Origin of the sequence: Paenibacillus apii (genome assembly GCF_011043685.1) — a bacterium.
Taxonomy (GTDB): Bacteria; Bacillota; Bacilli; order Paenibacillales; family Paenibacillaceae; genus Paenibacillus_AQ; species Paenibacillus_AQ sabinae.
Window position 1 is genome coordinate 930,796 of the sequence record NZ_JAAKGU010000001.1, and the last position, 14,934, is coordinate 945,729.

14 protein-coding genes, 1 tRNA gene and 1 riboswitch are annotated in these 14,934 nt (G+C 50.9%); of the genes, 2 read left to right on the top strand and 13 right to left on the bottom strand.

The window, feature by feature from the left end; genetic code table 11:
* Positions 1-61 precede the first annotated feature (61 nt).
* The 5 genes from G5B47_RS04710 to G5B47_RS04725 form a co-directional block, all read right to left on the bottom strand.
* Positions 62-1,390, bottom strand: coding sequence for a galactokinase (locus G5B47_RS04710; RefSeq protein WP_165094852.1), 1,329 nt, complete (start codon positions 1,388-1,390; stop codon positions 62-64).
* Positions 1,391-1,535: 145 nt separating this feature from the next.
* On the bottom strand, positions 1,536-2,456 hold the full coding sequence (locus G5B47_RS04715; RefSeq protein ID WP_165094855.1) for a type 2 periplasmic-binding domain-containing protein: 921 nt from the start codon (positions 2,454-2,456) through the stop codon (positions 1,536-1,538).
* A gap of 172 nt (positions 2,457-2,628) precedes the next feature.
* A complete protein-coding gene (locus tag G5B47_RS26145; protein WP_407945209.1) occupies positions 2,629-2,856 on the bottom strand; it encodes a DUF6199 family natural product biosynthesis protein in 228 nt (75 codons plus the stop codon).
* A 259-nt stretch (positions 2,857-3,115) separates the two neighbouring features.
* A tRNA-Leu gene (locus G5B47_RS04720) sits at positions 3,116-3,201 on the bottom strand.
* Positions 3,202-3,340: 139 nt separating this feature from the next.
* Positions 3,341-3,673 (bottom strand): WGxxGxxG family protein, encoded by a 333-nt coding sequence (locus tag G5B47_RS04725; RefSeq protein ID WP_165094858.1) that lies wholly within the window; start codon positions 3,671-3,673, stop codon positions 3,341-3,343.
* Positions 3,674-3,816: 143 nt separating this feature from the next.
* Between G5B47_RS04725 and G5B47_RS04730 the strand changes: the two genes are divergently transcribed.
* Complete coding sequence (locus tag G5B47_RS04730) at positions 3,817-3,972, top strand: hypothetical protein (RefSeq protein ID WP_165094861.1); 156 nt, start codon at positions 3,817-3,819, stop codon at positions 3,970-3,972.
* Here the strand turns inward: G5B47_RS04730 and G5B47_RS04735 are convergent.
* Together G5B47_RS04735 and G5B47_RS04740 are read right to left on the bottom strand one after the other, a co-directional pair.
* The gene (locus G5B47_RS04735; RefSeq protein ID WP_165094864.1) at positions 3,969-4,241 is read right to left on the bottom strand and encodes a YolD-like family protein; all 273 of its coding nucleotides are present in this window, start codon (positions 4,239-4,241) and stop codon (positions 3,969-3,971) included. The genes G5B47_RS04730 and G5B47_RS04735 overlap by 4 nt on opposite strands.
* 162 nt (positions 4,242-4,403) lie before the next feature.
* A complete protein-coding gene (locus G5B47_RS04740; protein WP_165094867.1) occupies positions 4,404-4,919 on the bottom strand; it encodes a hypothetical protein in 516 nt (171 codons plus the stop codon).
* A gap of 140 nt (positions 4,920-5,059) precedes the next feature.
* Between G5B47_RS04740 and G5B47_RS04745 the strand changes: the two genes are divergently transcribed.
* Positions 5,060-5,500, top strand: a complete 441-nt coding sequence (locus G5B47_RS04745) for a NucA/NucB deoxyribonuclease domain-containing protein (protein ID WP_328804450.1) — start codon at positions 5,060-5,062, stop codon at positions 5,498-5,500.
* Between the two features lie 13 nt (positions 5,501-5,513).
* On the opposite strand, the gene G5B47_RS04750 is transcribed toward G5B47_RS04745, so the two are convergent.
* From G5B47_RS04750 to G5B47_RS04775, 6 genes are all read right to left on the bottom strand, one after another.
* A complete protein-coding gene (locus G5B47_RS04750) occupies positions 5,514-5,954 on the bottom strand; it encodes an ASCH domain-containing protein (protein ID WP_165094869.1) in 441 nt (146 codons plus the stop codon).
* A 240-nt stretch (positions 5,955-6,194) separates the two neighbouring features.
* A riboswitch (cyclic di-GMP riboswitch) is annotated at positions 6,195-6,281 on the bottom strand.
* Between the two features lie 283 nt (positions 6,282-6,564).
* Positions 6,565-10,608 (bottom strand): GH32 C-terminal domain-containing protein, encoded by a 4,044-nt coding sequence (locus G5B47_RS04755; RefSeq protein WP_235957073.1) that lies wholly within the window; start codon positions 10,606-10,608, stop codon positions 6,565-6,567.
* 606 nt (positions 10,609-11,214) lie between these two features.
* A complete protein-coding gene (locus tag G5B47_RS04760; RefSeq protein ID WP_328804451.1) occupies positions 11,215-12,033 on the bottom strand; it encodes a protein-glutamine gamma-glutamyltransferase in 819 nt (272 codons plus the stop codon).
* Positions 12,034-12,426: 393 nt separating this feature from the next.
* Positions 12,427-12,660 carry a YolD-like family protein gene (locus tag G5B47_RS04765; RefSeq protein ID WP_206107191.1) on the bottom strand — a complete coding sequence of 78 codons (234 nt, stop codon included), beginning with the start codon at positions 12,658-12,660 and terminating at the stop codon, positions 12,427-12,429.
* A gap of 10 nt (positions 12,661-12,670) precedes the next feature.
* On the bottom strand, positions 12,671-13,144 hold the full coding sequence (locus G5B47_RS04770; RefSeq protein WP_165094875.1) for a hypothetical protein: 474 nt from the start codon (positions 13,142-13,144) through the stop codon (positions 12,671-12,673).
* On the bottom strand, positions 13,141-14,400 hold the full coding sequence (locus tag G5B47_RS04775; protein ID WP_165094877.1) for a DNA polymerase IV: 1,260 nt from the start codon (positions 14,398-14,400) through the stop codon (positions 13,141-13,143). Before G5B47_RS04775 ends, G5B47_RS04770 begins: the two co-directional genes overlap by 4 nt.
* Positions 14,401-14,934 lie beyond the last annotated feature (534 nt).

Consider the following 14,934-nt stretch of genomic DNA (forward strand, 5'->3'; position numbering starts at 1 on the left):
TATATAAAGAAATATTAACTAAAAACGGACCCGCCAAGCTGATGCTGGCAGGTCTGTACGATTAATTCCGTGCAGTCGCGGAAAGCGTGTCGTCGCTTAAAAGAAGGTTCACATTAACCGCGCCATACTTGCGCATCCGAATGGAGTAAATTTGGTCGACACCAAATGATTTCATATATTCGGTATACGAATCGACGAGGTCTTTGGGCAGCAGGGCCATAATAACGCCGGCAAATCCGCCGCCATGAACCCGGCACGCCCCGGCGCCATTTTTCTTGATGAACAGTTCGGTAACGGCCAGGTACAGGGATACGCCCTGGGTTTCCGGGGTTAAATTGGAATAGACATTCTGCAGCCATTTCCACGACGAGTTGCCGGATTCATTGACCAGCTTGAGAAATTCGTCCGGACGGCCCTCATCCAGCGCTTTAATCTGCTTATCCACCCGGTCGTTTTCCTCGAAAAAGTGCAGCGCTCTCAGAACGGCTCTGTCTCCTGCCTTTTCCCGGAGTTCCTGAAAACGGCTCAGCACATCAGCCGCGCTCAAATCGCCGAGAACCTGGGCCCCGAGCTCCTTCGCTACCGCTTTCATTTCCGAGGGAATTGAAGAATACTCCTGGCTTAGATCTGCATGATTTCCGCCTGTGGGCACAATCAGAAGCTTGTAGGCCTGGTTCACCGGCTCAAAATTTAAGCTTGTGATTACCGGGTGCTGCGCATCCTTAAAGTCTATCGAGATCAGCCCCCCGTACCCGCAGGCGATTTGGTCAAGCAGGCCGGATTGCTTGTCCCACTTGGTGTTTTCGGCGTATTGTCCGATTTTGGCGCAAGCTACGATATCCAGTTGATTTCCGTTATAGAAGAAATTAAGGATCGCGCAGATCAGCATTTCAAAGGACGCCGACGAACTCACTCCGGCAGCGCTAATCACATCGCTCGTCAAACACACGTTGAAGCCGCCGATGGAATAGCCGTTTTTTTCAAACCCATTCAGGATTCCCTCAACGAGAGTGTACGTTCCGGATGCATTCGGGTTCTCTGCCCTGCGGCCCAGATCGATCGTAAAATCTTCATTATAAGTGATGCTTCTGATGCTGACCTTGTTATCCCCGGTCTTTTCAGCAACGCCTATGCAGTCCATGTTGATGCTGGCCGCAATCACTTTGCCCAAATTATGGTCGGTATGATTGCCGCTGATTTCACTACGACCGGGGGAACTAAACAGATAGACATCCGATCCGCCGAATCTTTGGCTATACTCATTGACTAAAGCGCTGTATCTTTCGGTTTGGCTGGAGAGCGCCTCTTGGCCATCCCCATAGAGTTCGGTCAGCCTGTCTCTGAACAACTCCGAATGGATCAACTGAAGCGTATCTGCAATGGATGGCATGTTACCGTTCCTCCTAAAGTTATTTTTTCCGCTAAGGGCTGAATCAAGATTGAACCTGACATGACTTAGGATAAGAATAACTCAGAATCGGGTGAAGTTACATGGAGAAACGTTACTTTTGCATGGAATTAAATGACTATCCCGGTCAGTTGGAGCCGGCCTCAGCCGCACACCGTTCCAGGAATTGAAAAGCTTTTTCTTTATTCACTGCGCCCGCGGAAACTCCGGCAATCAATTCGCCATGCTTCAAAGGCAGGGAAGACGCCAACTTGCTATTCGTAAAATCAATTCCATAGGGATGCTCGGCTCCGTCCTTGTCATTTAACGCCTTCCGGACATAACTATCTTTAGAGCCGGTGCTAAACCATTTGGACAGCCGAGAATCATCCAGAAGCTCAAGTCCGCCTTGCTGGGCCAGCCAAGGAAGAGTGTCCTTATCCAGGACCAGCACATCAGGCGTGCTTGCGGTCAATTCCGCAATGGCCTTTTGAACGTAGACCATGTCCCCGCCTTCCGAATTGGATGGAGGGATATACAAGGTTGTAACCTCCACTCGGCGCCACTCGGGAAACGCCTTTAATAACGCCTCTTCCACAGGCTGTCCATTTCCCTCCAGATCATTCTCTGCCATATAGTTGCCGATGAATATAATATTCAGATCAACCGGCGGCAGGCTGGCCTCTATTCTCTTCTTCTCCAGATAATTCTGTACACCGGCTACCCCTGCAATCAGCACCGCAACAATCGCGATGGTTACCAGCACGTGGGTCCTATACAGCCTGAAAAAATCCTCCACCCTGCCGACCGTGCCCGCGAATCTCCCCCATTTGGCCAGACGCTTATTCTCAGCCTCCTGAATTTCAGTTCTGGCCCAGTCGTCCAGAATCAGGCGGAAAGCCTTCATTTCGTCTTCATAGGTCTGGGTATGCCCGGAATCGGCAGTCCCGCTGCCAGTTGCCGATTTCCTGCGCTTCAGCTGGAGGTCGAACCGGCGGTTCACCTCTTCTTTGGTCACATCTTCTGGCAATCCCAAGAGCCTGTAAGCTTCTTTCACTTCATCCTTCAAGTCCGTTTCTCTCCTTTAACTAACATGACCGCCCACATCTCGCAAGCGGCCAAAGCTAAATCTCCACATTCTATTATTTTATCATAGATTTAATGCGTTTTCATGGTGAGCTAGGGAGAAGATAAAAGCAGTCGTTCCCCCTGCTGGTATCAGACAAAACCTTCTTGACCAATTAGAATAACCGGGACCAGTAACCAACCGTTAACAAGTAAATTCCAATCACCGAAAATAGTACAGCAATGATCCGGGAAAAAATAAAATACGCTCTGGGCGGTTCCTTAACCGCCTTCCAGCCTTGGGTGACCTTCCAGAAATAATACGGCCTAATAGCCGCAAAAACCGCGATTCCCGTCCAAATCAATAAAAACGCAGTTATAAACCATATAAAAACGTACGGCATCCCGTTCACGCTCCTTACGTTGTTTGGATAAAGAGTTCTTCAAATCCTAAAAACAAGCTTAATTCCATTGGGAGATCATGTAAATGATTATCGGTCTAAAACAGCAATAACCTCCTTCGCAGACATCTGACTGATCAGATACCGCAAAGGAGGGATAATAGGTTCTTATAATGAAACCTGTGCAGTACATTTAGGCACCTAGGATTCTATACTCTTGGTAAAAATAAAAAAACCTTGATTTCTCAAGGTTTCATCCAGATGCCGAGGACCGGGATCGAACCGGTACGGTAGTCACCTACCGCAGGATTTTAAGTCCTGTGCGTCTGCCAATTCCGCCACCCCGGCAGGGGTAAAAAATCATATCCCGCATAACGCGACAAGATATATAATATCATGGTTCAGGGCTTGGCGCAATCCCTTTTTTTTCACAAAGCATGACCCGCACCAGCGGTTCGCCGATACGGGCCATCGTCCTGCTTCAAAATTAACGGTGTTCGCGATTTCTGTTTCTCATGCCCGCCAGACCGAACAGACCGATCAGACCGAGCCAACCCCAAGAGAAGTTATTCCGGTTGTTGTTGACAGCAGTGGTACGGTAAGCGCCGGTGCGTGTTGTGTTCACGAGCGGAGTAACCGTATTGTCGTTGGTACGCAGCGTCCCTACGCCTGTAGGATAGTTTGTGCCGTCTCCGCGGTACATATCATTGGTACCATGGATCGCGACACTTTCCTCCCCAACTGTCGCGGATGCGTCCGATGCATACCCGACACCCATCAGACTCATCGATAAAACAGCGGTGCATGCAAAGCTAGCCATCAGCTTGTTCAAAGGTGAGTACCTCCTTGTTGTGTGAGTCGCTGTTATCTTCCCCCTTAACACCCCGATCTATGCAAAAGTGAGAACCCGCATGATTTTTTCGCCTGCCGGGAACACTAATCTGCGGAAAGGTGGGATGAACTATGGATATACACAGCGACAGCTACAAAGTAGCCACACTGGAGGATCAGCGGGATGCCATCGAAATTATCCAAAATGCCGAAACCCGCATCGCACAATTGACGGGCACTCCGGTTACGTTGATCGCATATGAAAAAAGCAGCGGTCCCGAAAGCTAACCGGGATACACTTCCATAATACGGTCCAACCCGATCCACTTCCATTCGTCTGCCCATTGCAGCTTGATTTCCCGCGAATGGGCATGAATGGAGGTGACAAATCCGCTCTGCCGCAACTCCTCAACCGAATCGCACCAAACAACAGTCACTCGAACATGCTCACGTAGCGACAGCGACAGCATTCTTTCCATCTCTTCCCGTTTCCGTTCATCCGTCAATTTCAATCGGCCGTTATCAAACAACGGGTTTCCCTCCAGTTTCTTCCCCAAAGGGAGTCGCCTCCTTTAAAATTAGCCAAAAACAAGAACGTATGTTTGTATTATAACCGCTTTTCGGCATTTTAATCAACCAGGAAAAACAAGCGAAAAAGGCGCCGACAGCCGATTAACGCTGCGCGCCTTGTATAGACGTTTAAATCCGTACTATTCGCTTTACTTCGGTTCAAGGAGCCCGATCGATTCTTTAGCCTGATTAAGCTTGGAGATCCCGTACAGCATGACAATATCGGCATTTTTGTTCATTTGATCGAACTGCTCGGGGGTTACGTCGGGTGAATCGGCGCTTTGCGAGGCTTCTTTCTTGATTTCATAGGCTTTTTGAAAAGATTCCTTGGCTTCGTTCAGCAGCTTCTCCACGTTATCCGGGAGTCCGGGTGCAACCTCGACATCATCCGCCTTATCCGACAAATCGGAGGCCGTATCCTGAAACTTCTCAATCGCCTTCTCCAGCTCGTCTGCCGTCAGACTGCCTCCTGAATATGAAGCCAGCGCTTCATTGAAGTCATTCAGGGATGTTTTTGCGGTCTGATCAAGCGAAGAAATCTCATTGTAGAATTCCTGAACGCTCTCCTGCACATCCTCATGGGACAGTGCAACCGGCGCTTTTCCGCCGCAGGCGCTGAGCAGCACAAGGGCAATTGCTGCGCCTGCCAGTAAGGCTTTTCTCATTTCTACTATCCCTCCTTTTAAAAGGATAGAGAAGATTGCGGGAATACGCAACTAAAAAAAATGGGAAAAACGATGTAAACAAATCCTTAAAATGAATTATAATTAAATTCTACGATTTGCATAAGAAAAGGAGTAGAACATTGAGTAAACAAAATCGGATCACAGCTCTTCTTGCCTTGCTTCTGCTGCTTTTGCTGCTGTCTTATCTTGCGGAGAGGAACGGGTGGGATTTCAGGAACGCTCCTTCTTCCGATACGGAAGTGGTACAGCTGATTTTTCCATCGGACGAGTATCCGGAAACGGCAAAGCATATTGAAAAAGCGATCGAGAGAGGCGAGTCCAGCATATGCACGATCAACCGTGAAGGAGCTGAAGAAAATCGCCGGGAGTCGCTGAAGGGAATTCCCACCAAAAAACATTATGATCGCGATGAATGGCCCATGGCCATGTGCGAGGAAGGCGGAACAGGAGCAGACATCGCATACATATCACCAGCCGATAACCGCGGTGCAGGCAGCTGGGTCGGCAATCAGCTGGAGAAATTGAAGGATGGGACCAGAGTAGAATTTATCATCCGATGAACGCACTAAAAAATCATGTTGTCTCTTCCCAATTCCAAAGCCCCTGCATCCCCTTTGCCGGAATCGGCTCCGGCAGCCGCCGGACATCCGCAAGCTCCCATGCGAAGCGCCCTAATGCAAACGATCCGAACGCTTTTTCAAGGTCGCCGATGACGATGGATTGCGAAGGGCTTTCCAGCTTAACCGCTCCACTTTCATTCTCGGTGACCTCAAGACAATCTGCCAGCCTGCATACCGCCACCACGCTCCCTGTCGGCAAGGTATCCGCTGTGTATCCGTGTTTTGCCAGTACGCTGCGGAACGGTTCTTTCTGGCAGATGGCCTTATCCACCTTCTTCCCGGCATGAATGGCGATGGAATCCCGGTGCTGTGTAGCCCAGCTTCTCGTTTCGAATTTTTTCTCTCCAAGCGCTAATAAAGTCGCCCAAGGCTGCCATATCGTGATACACCGCAAGACTAACCGCTCCTCTTTACTTCGCTGACTCAAGAAAAAAGCACCTAAAATAGGTGCCTCTTCTGCTTAAGCATTCAGTTTACTTCTATGATACCCGATCTTGCTAAAGATCTTCGATCTCACGCTCTCACACATACAATCTTCAAGTATAGTTTCGTTAAACCCCAACCAAAAAGAATGCCAATACTTTCCCATGCTTCTCCTCCTTTATTTCACATAAATCTACGGGAGGTGCGATTATTCGGGAGCTGGCTGACATACGGATTTCTCCACTTAGTCCCTTTAGCTTTGCGTCACTGATTTTCATCAGTTTTGCCTTTATCGTACGATTTATGTGACTATGTATTCAGGAATATTTTAGCATAGACAAAATAAAGAAGACAACGGTCTTAAGTAATAATGCCTATTACATGCTTGGGAAAACGAACAGTACCTGGGTATTGCGTCCGGACATCCCCCATTACAGAACTTAAGATTTGAAAATCCCCTCCGGTCTACAGTGCTGAATTCATGCTGTCATGAACTCTTTTTCAATGTATGCCAGAGGGGATTATACTAATTTACAACCGTTCAGACTGCCCGTCTCGACATTCGGGCTCTTGACCCTTTACTAGGGAGCCACGGTGGGGACGTTTACATCATCAATGTTGATATGGCCCCAGCCGCCGGTGGCGTTATCGACAATCTTGATGTAGCACTCCGTACCGATATAATCCGAGGCATCCCAATATATTCGGGTATACGATTCCTGGTCGAGTCCGGTTGCTTTGAACAACTCCTTACCGTCAGAGGCGCGAACGAGCGTAACATAGAGATCATAATAATTGTTGCCCCCTCCGACCAGTAAATTGATCTGTCCGTTGCCGCCGAGAACGAATTGCTCAGATCGCATAGCCCCGGTCTGACTGTCATTACCGCTTTGGACGCTCCACAGGTGCTTGGCGCCATTCTGGTTGAACGGGCCGCCCCAGCCCCAGTCATTGGCCGTCGTCACATCTTGGGCGGTGAAGGCGTCGCCGGACAGAATCGTCCAACCGTTGAATCCGTCTTCAAAATCGTGATTGGCGAGTTCCCCATGCGCCGGTTCCGCTGTGACTGTTACGGCAGTCGTCGCGGTGAAGCCGCCGATACGCGTCTTCGCGGTGATCGTGGCCGTGCCGACCGACTTCGCCGAAATGTTGCCGTTCACCACTGTCACCACTGCCGGGTTGCTCGATGTCCAGATGACATCCTTGTTCGTTGCATTCGCCGGCGTTACGGTCGCCAGCACCAGCTGGCTGTCGCCCTGAATAATCGTCTTGCTCGCAGGCAGCGACACTCCAGTCGGGTTGACGGAAGTATACGCCGAATTCATCTCCCAGATCTTCAGCGATTTCACAACGACCGTATCCGTGTTGTCATTCGCCCACAGGCGCACGCCCTTGGCGTCTCCGCGTGTCGGATAGGCACGGGTGGTCAGCGACTTGAGGCCGTTCAAATAAGCTTCCACCATGGAGCGGTCCACGTAGATATGAAGCTTGATGTTTTCGGTTCCGATATCCACCGTTCCTCCCTGATACCAGTGCTCCAAATCGGGATTGAGGCTGGATTTGGTCCGGTTGACGAAGAACTCCTTGGAGTTCCGCTTGTAGTAAACAATCGTCTCTTCTTCCGCTCCAGGGGAGCGGCGTAGACTGAAGCCGACCTCATTGGCGCTGCCCGGGTCGATCTCCGCTTCAATCTCGTACATGTCGGAGTTGACGGCCGAGGCCAGCGTCGTATTGGCGGCCGCAAAGCTCGTGTCGGTGCCGATATTAACGAGCTGCGTGCCGCGCAGCGCCTGAAGCTCGGCAATCGGCTCCTCGCCCAGCTTTCCGTCCGGACGGAGATATACGTTCAGCGGAAGTCCGAAATTATGGGCATAGCCGGCGTCCGAATCGATTGTCGCCGTTCTTCGTCCCTGCGCGATCGAATAGATGACGGTACGTCCATCGGGCGTCAACCCTGCCGCCGGGCCGGTGAAATGCTCTCCGACGTCCAGCAATTGCGGCGCCGGGCTGTCCGGCACGAACCGGGCCGTGTCCGGATTCCAGGTGCCGATCCAGTAATAGGTGTAGCGGGACTGGTACTCGCCGCGCGACATTTTGGCCGGATTGATCATGAAAATATACTTGCCGCTGCTGCCGAGCGGCCGCAGATTCGGAAGCTCCCATACGCGGCCCGTCTCCGGATAGGCGGAGTAGTCGCCAACGTAGAGATCGCCCCGGAATGTCCATCCGCTCTCGAGCGTCGGATCGGTGGTCGAATAGACCAGAGCGGTGCCGCCAATGTCGTTGCCGGAGGCGTCTTTTTTGCCGGACGTGACCAGCATGAACCACGTATTTCCGTCCCGGAACACGAACGGATCGCGGAATTCGCCCATGATCCCTTCGCCGTCTTGCTGATTGACCACGACTTTCGGACTCTTGATCCAATTATTCAGATCATTGTCCTGGTCTATCGCGTAATTGCTGCGGGCAATGTTGATCCGCTGTCCCGGCGTTCTCCGGTCGTCGCCGGCTGTATAGAAAATAACGGGCACATCATTGCCGTCCAGCACGGAGCCTCCAGCCCATGCGCCGTCAGGGTCCACGGCGTTCTTCTCGGGAATGACTGCATCCTTCGCGTCCCGCCAATGCACCATATCCGTGCTCACCAAATGCCCCCAGCGGATATGGTTCCAGAACGGCCCGCGCGGGTTGCTCTGGTAGAAGACATGGTACTGGCCGTTAAAGTACAGCGGCCCGCCAGGCTCGTTCTGCCAACCTGATGGCGGCTCCGCGTGATACTGCGGCCGCTGGCTGTCATCAGCGAGGATGCTGCGGTCGATCCGGTTGTTCGCCGTAGGCAGGTTACCGCCAAGCGCGCCCAAATAGCTGTCATACGCGTTTTGCACATCGGAAGCGCCCAAAGCGACGCTGCGGATTTTGACCTCGTCGATCAAGCCGCTGAACGCATTCATATTGAAGCCGTACAACCAGAACGCCTGATTGTTCCGGCCAATCAATAGATCGGTGTCGCTGGGAAGCAGGGCTTCGCCCGGTGTGAAATTCGCGGAGGCGACCTTTGTTCCGTTCAGGTAAAGCACCGCCTGCCCGGTTGAGCTCTCGTACGTGGCAACGACATACGACCAGGCATCGAGCGGCAGCTCGGCATCGGTCTTGACCTCCCGCCAGTTGGTTCCGGTGCCGAACTGGAAGCCCCAGGTGCCGTGGCGGTAATTGCCTAGAATAAAGCCCTCTTTCGCCTCCCGGTTATGCTGGTTGACGATCGCGGACAGCCGCGCTTCGTCGCCATGTTCGAAGTTGCGGGGCGCGACCCACGCCTCCACTGTAATCGCCTTGGTCGGGGTAGCGATCCGGTCCGCCGTCCGGGTCACATAGGTCGAGTAGCCGTCGAACAGCAGCGCGCCGCCGCCGATCCCGTCACTCTTCCACAGCGGGGATTGAGCAGGCTGGTAGACACCGGTGTTCAGATGATAGGCGACAGGGTCCGTTGTACCGGTCACCGACTCCTCGGTGTTCTTCCCCGAGCTCTCGTTCAGCTTCCAGTAACCGGCCAGACCTCCAGCGTAGACGGAATTCAGGACGTGAAAATCGTCGGCCCCGATATGGCCCCAGCCGCCTGTCGCATTATCGACGATACGGATGTAGAGATCCTGCCCGAGGTAAGCCGACGCGTCCCAGAATACCCGCTGGAACCCCTCCGAATTACGTCCGGTCTCTTTAAACAAAATCTGGCCGTCCGAAGCCCGCACAAGGGCCACGTACAGATTATCCGCGTCCCGTCCCCCGTTAATGAGAAAATCGATCCCGCCGTTTCCTCCAAGAGTGAACGTCTCGGACCGGATGGAGCCGGTCTGTCCGTCGCCTCCGTCCTTGAAGCCCCACAAATGATAGGTTCCGGCCTGGCGGAACTTGCCGCCCTGGCTGTAATACTCCTCATGCACGAGGCTGCTCGGCGCAAAGGCATCGCCGCTGACGCTTGTCCAGCCCCTGATTTCGTTCGGGTACAGGTCCGACTGCTCGAAATCGTGATTGTACAACGCGGGCTCGACATGAGCGTGGAGCGACGCGCTTTGCGGAACCACAATGTTATCGAGATTGATATGACCGGTTGACGAATTGTCCACCAGCTTGATGTACACCACCTTGCCGACATGCGCCGATGCGTCCCAGGTTATTGTGGTATAGGCATCACTCCCCGTCCCGGTCGCCTTGAGCAGTTCCGTGTTCGTGGCGTTGTCCACAAGCGCGACATACAGTTGGCTCAGATCGTTATCGCCGCCGACCATAAGGCTGATCTTGCCGTCACCAGCCAGCGTGAACGTCTCGGACACCAGCGTACCGACTTTAGCGTTATCGCCCCTCCCGCCCCAAATGTGCCAGAAATTGTGCTGATTGAACTTCTGCTTATTCCAGTAATCCGTGTCATTTGCCACATCGGCCGCACTAAAAGCGTTCCCGCTGTCTAACGTCCAACCGCTTAAGTCACCTGTCTCAAATCCAGGATTCGTGATGGTGTTGGAATAGGCCCTGGCCACTCCTCCCGGGATTATCCATTGAACCGATGAAACCAGCAAGGCGATAGCCAGCAACCGGCTTGTCCAAGACTGCAGCCCTTTCGGATAAATCATCTTTTCCCCTCCAGTGTCTTTGAAATCGGTCATCCTCTCCCCGGTGACACATGCGCACCGTTTACCGGTGGTCCCGCCGGTATTTCCAATTCTCTCCCTTCTGTCAGGATTTTTGAAACGTTTCCAACAATAATTGAAACGTTTCCAATTTTATTGAAAAATAAAATGGTTTCTTCTGTCTATATGTAATCGGAATTCGGCAGACCTCTTGGTCATCAACTTACTTTCCACCTGAATTCCGTCCTACCCGATCCTCTTCATACTCGGGGACATTAATGCCGGCCGCGTTTGCTGTCTCTATCAATTGGCTCGAATCTTTTAATACTGTATATGTCGTTCTCATGACATTCCTTAAATTGTTAGCGCTATCATAGCATTTATTTGGAAACGATTCAACTATTTTTTGAAGCGTTTTCCTTTTTGGGAGGCTTCGCTTCAAAGCAGTTCCGCACATTAAAGTCCATTGGATTATTTGATTTCTCCCAACTTCGAGGGTTCTTGTTACATAGCAAAAAAAACCCTTGGCAAGCCAAGGGTTTCAGGGTAGTGGGCCCTACAGGACTTGAACCTGTGACCAATCGGTTATAAATAAATGGACTTTCTTAGCTACATTCTGTAATTATTCGAACCTATTTTAGCGATAACTGTAGAGCCTGTAAAACGACCTGTCGTTGATGGAAGGCTTCTTCCGGCGGACAATCTCCGCAAATACTCAAAGTCCGGGTGAAACGTCTCATCCAGAAGATAAGCGGATGTTGTGCTGCCCGGCACTCGCTTTCTATTCAAAGCGGCGATGATTCCCTCCGCGGTATTAATGCCGATTCCATGCCCGTAGTACATTCCTTGGCCCAGCACGATAGCATTCTCGCCCTGCCACTCCGGTTTATCCGGAGCATGGTCTGGATTCTTGAAATACTGCACATCACCGGGATAGGCTTCCTCCCTGTTACTGATCGCAGTTAACTGTAAATCGCTGTCATACTGCCAATCATAGAGCAGCAGGTTTCTAAAGTACGAATTAAATACCTCTTCTCCCAGCGCATCAAGGACTCCCTTATATAAAACAACCACCACGGCTGTTGCGCACTCAAAGGCATACATACGGCCGTTCCGGAAAATATCATTGATCGCGTCGGACGGTAAAACTCCGTTATTTAAGAGGAGTCCTCCTTTATTGGTACGGGACCAAAAGTAACGATTGCCCCTGGTGTTCTCATACGGGACAAAGGTCACTCCGCTTGCATCGAGCGCGACAGCCGCTTCAACAATGCGCCTTCTCATATTCAGCTCAAATGCGAGCGCGGCGGGCGATTCGTAAACATAGGTTTCCGGGCTTCTCTGCTTCTTCTCCACTATCTCTCTCTCCACACCCGATAGCGTTGACATATCAATTCCGCTCTGGTCGCCGTTCAGAAAAATAATCACCGCTGTTCCTCCATTACTCGTTTTTCTCTGGATATAGGTTATTGTACGTGGCGCCGCCCAGGTATGTGCGAAATATGCGATTTTTGATATCCTTACATAGCAAAAAACCCTTGGCTTACGCCAAGGGTTTTAGTGTAGTGGGCCCTGAGGGACTCGAACCCCCGACCAATCGGTTATGACAAGGCCGCTCTAACCAACTGAGCTAGCGGAACCGATAAATCGTGTTAAAACTGATTCACATTCCCTTTATAATTGAGGGTTTTACGTCTATGGATTTAAATGTGTTTCTGGCAGTTCGTTGACAAATCCGTTGACAAGTTTCTTCGGTAAGCAGAACAACTTCTTATCTCCATTTACCATAATAAAGCCCCCGGTCGTGTACCGGGGCACAGTTTATGTACTCGCTATAATAATCTCGTCCATGTCGATCCAATCCCAGTCATCCTCTGACCATTTGAGCTTGATGCGCTGGAGTTGATAATCCACATCCAGTACGATTCCCTTTGCGATCCGTTCAGAATTCGGGTCGGACAAAGTAAGTGTGACCGGAGCCTTCTCCCACATGGAGTAATAAAGCGCCCGATCTATAAAATCCCGCTCTTGTTGACTTAAACTCGGCTTCATCATTGCGGCCTCCTTATGTACTTCCCTTCTTGAGCAATTCCCCCGCTTCTGCAATGTATCGCGTTAGCCGAATGCTTATTTCCGCCTTCATTACATCCCTGGTCATGCCAAACCGTTCCTTGTACCCCCGGCAATAAAAATAATGATATACGACCAAATCGGACTGTTCCTCCGTCAGAATCCGGATATTTCGCTGTTTAAGCTCCCGGCGCAGTCTGTACAAATCTTTCATGATTTGCTCCAGAATGTATTGGCCGGCGGCGAGATACAGGCGTTTGAGGATATGGGTGGAGTACTCGATTTCGGCTATGCTTTTTTGCACCATTGTTTCCATATACGGAAGCAGGATGCAGTCCCGGAGCATTGTGCGTTCCTCGGCGGTAATGATCTTGCCCGGGTGGGGAAGATGCTGCTGTTCATACTGCTCGACATGCTCTGTCAGCAGCATTTTGGATTTCCAGCGTTCGTTTTCATCTAATTTACTCATTTATAGTGTCCACCGATCTGTTCGGCCCGTTCAAGGGCAACTCCAGATTCCAGCAATGAAGACGCACGTATGAGAGCTCGGCTGCCGTATCTAGTTTTAATTTGATCGATTGCCCGCTCTCGGTTGTATGCGCGAATGCGATCGTCGAATAAGGTGAGCTGCATGACGCTGTCATCCGATAATTGAGAAATTGAGATCGCCAGTCGGCTAATCGGTAATCCCGTCCAATTCTCAGTAAAGAGCTTCAAAGCCGCGGCTGCCACCTCATGAGTCAAATATGACGGCTGCTGCAGCGTTATCTGCCGGCTGTAAGATTGGGCCTTATGTCCATCCGTCTCGGACACCGCGATGGATACGACGGAGCCCATATATCCATATCGCCGCGCCCGCTGGCACACCTCAATCACCAACTCCAGCAGCACGACCTCGATCTCCGACAGCCGCGTGTACAGATTCCACCGCAGCGCTTTGCCATGGCCCACCGATTTGATTTGGTGGCGAATTCCTGTCACGACAGGGCTGGGATCGATGCCGCGCGCAGTCTGCCAATAATATTCGGCTTGAATATCGCTTTGCTTACCCATGGTCGTGCGCATTCTCCGCTTAAACTCGCCCAGCTCCATACGGGCGATATCTCCAATTGTGGAGATTCCCATGCGGTAAAAATTTTTGGTCATTCGACCGGCTACCATAAACATTTCATACACTGGTAACGGCCAAAGCTCTTTATCTAAATTGTCGTAATCAAGCCTGAAAATTCCTCCTTCCTTCTTTTTCGCGAAATTGTTTGCCATCTTGGCAAGTATCTTTGTTGGTCCGATCCCCACTCGGGTACAGACCCCAGTTGATAAGAGGACATGCTGCTGTATGGAGTAAATCATCTCCTGCAAATCTCCTCCAAATAAGCTCAATGAGCCTGTCACATCCAAAAATTGCTCATCGATGCTGAAGGCTTCGACGAGGTCGGTATAACTGTGATATATCTCCGAAATCAGAAGTGAGACCTTTATATAAGTCCCCATCCGTGGTCGGATGACCACGAGCCCCTGACATTTAGTCATTGCTTCGCCCACGCGCGATGCAGTGGTTACACCATTGGCTTTGGCGATGGGGCAGGCTGCCAAGACAATGCCGTTCATCCGCGTTGGATCTCCCACGGCAACTGCCCGGTCTTTGTATTCAGGGTGAGCAGCTTTTTCAACACTCGCATAGAAGCTTTGGCAGTCCGACAGCAAAATAATTCGATCTTTAGGCATGTCGCTGACCCCGTGCCGGATGCCACGCGAGGATATTAGAGAGCAGAAATACTCGCGGCGCACGTATTGTTAAGCAAGTAGCCCGAATGCGACCATCGCGTATGCTCAAAATCTCAATCTGTCGCTGCGTAATCTGGTCTGCCTTATCTATATACACAATTTCCACAGTTTGGCCTGGTCGCATGTGCATAATATCGCCCCCTAAAACAAGAACATTTGTTTGTATATTATATGCGAACATTCGTTCTTTATGCAATGTAAAAAAAATCCCGCCCGGCCTAGTGCCTGACGGGGTTACTAGCTTACTTTGCAGAAACGAATTGAATAACTCCAATGGTCATTAGTATTAAAAACACACCTAATATGATCCAAATTAACATCCTCAGATAATTATTCGATGCCGGACGATTCATCTTACTCTCAAGTTTGGTCACGCGGTCCTCAAGTTCCCGGACTCTTTGATCTTGATTCAAAAGTCAGAGCCCCTTTCTTAAAGGCGTTAGGAATTGAAACTCACTCCGGAGGTAGTATTTA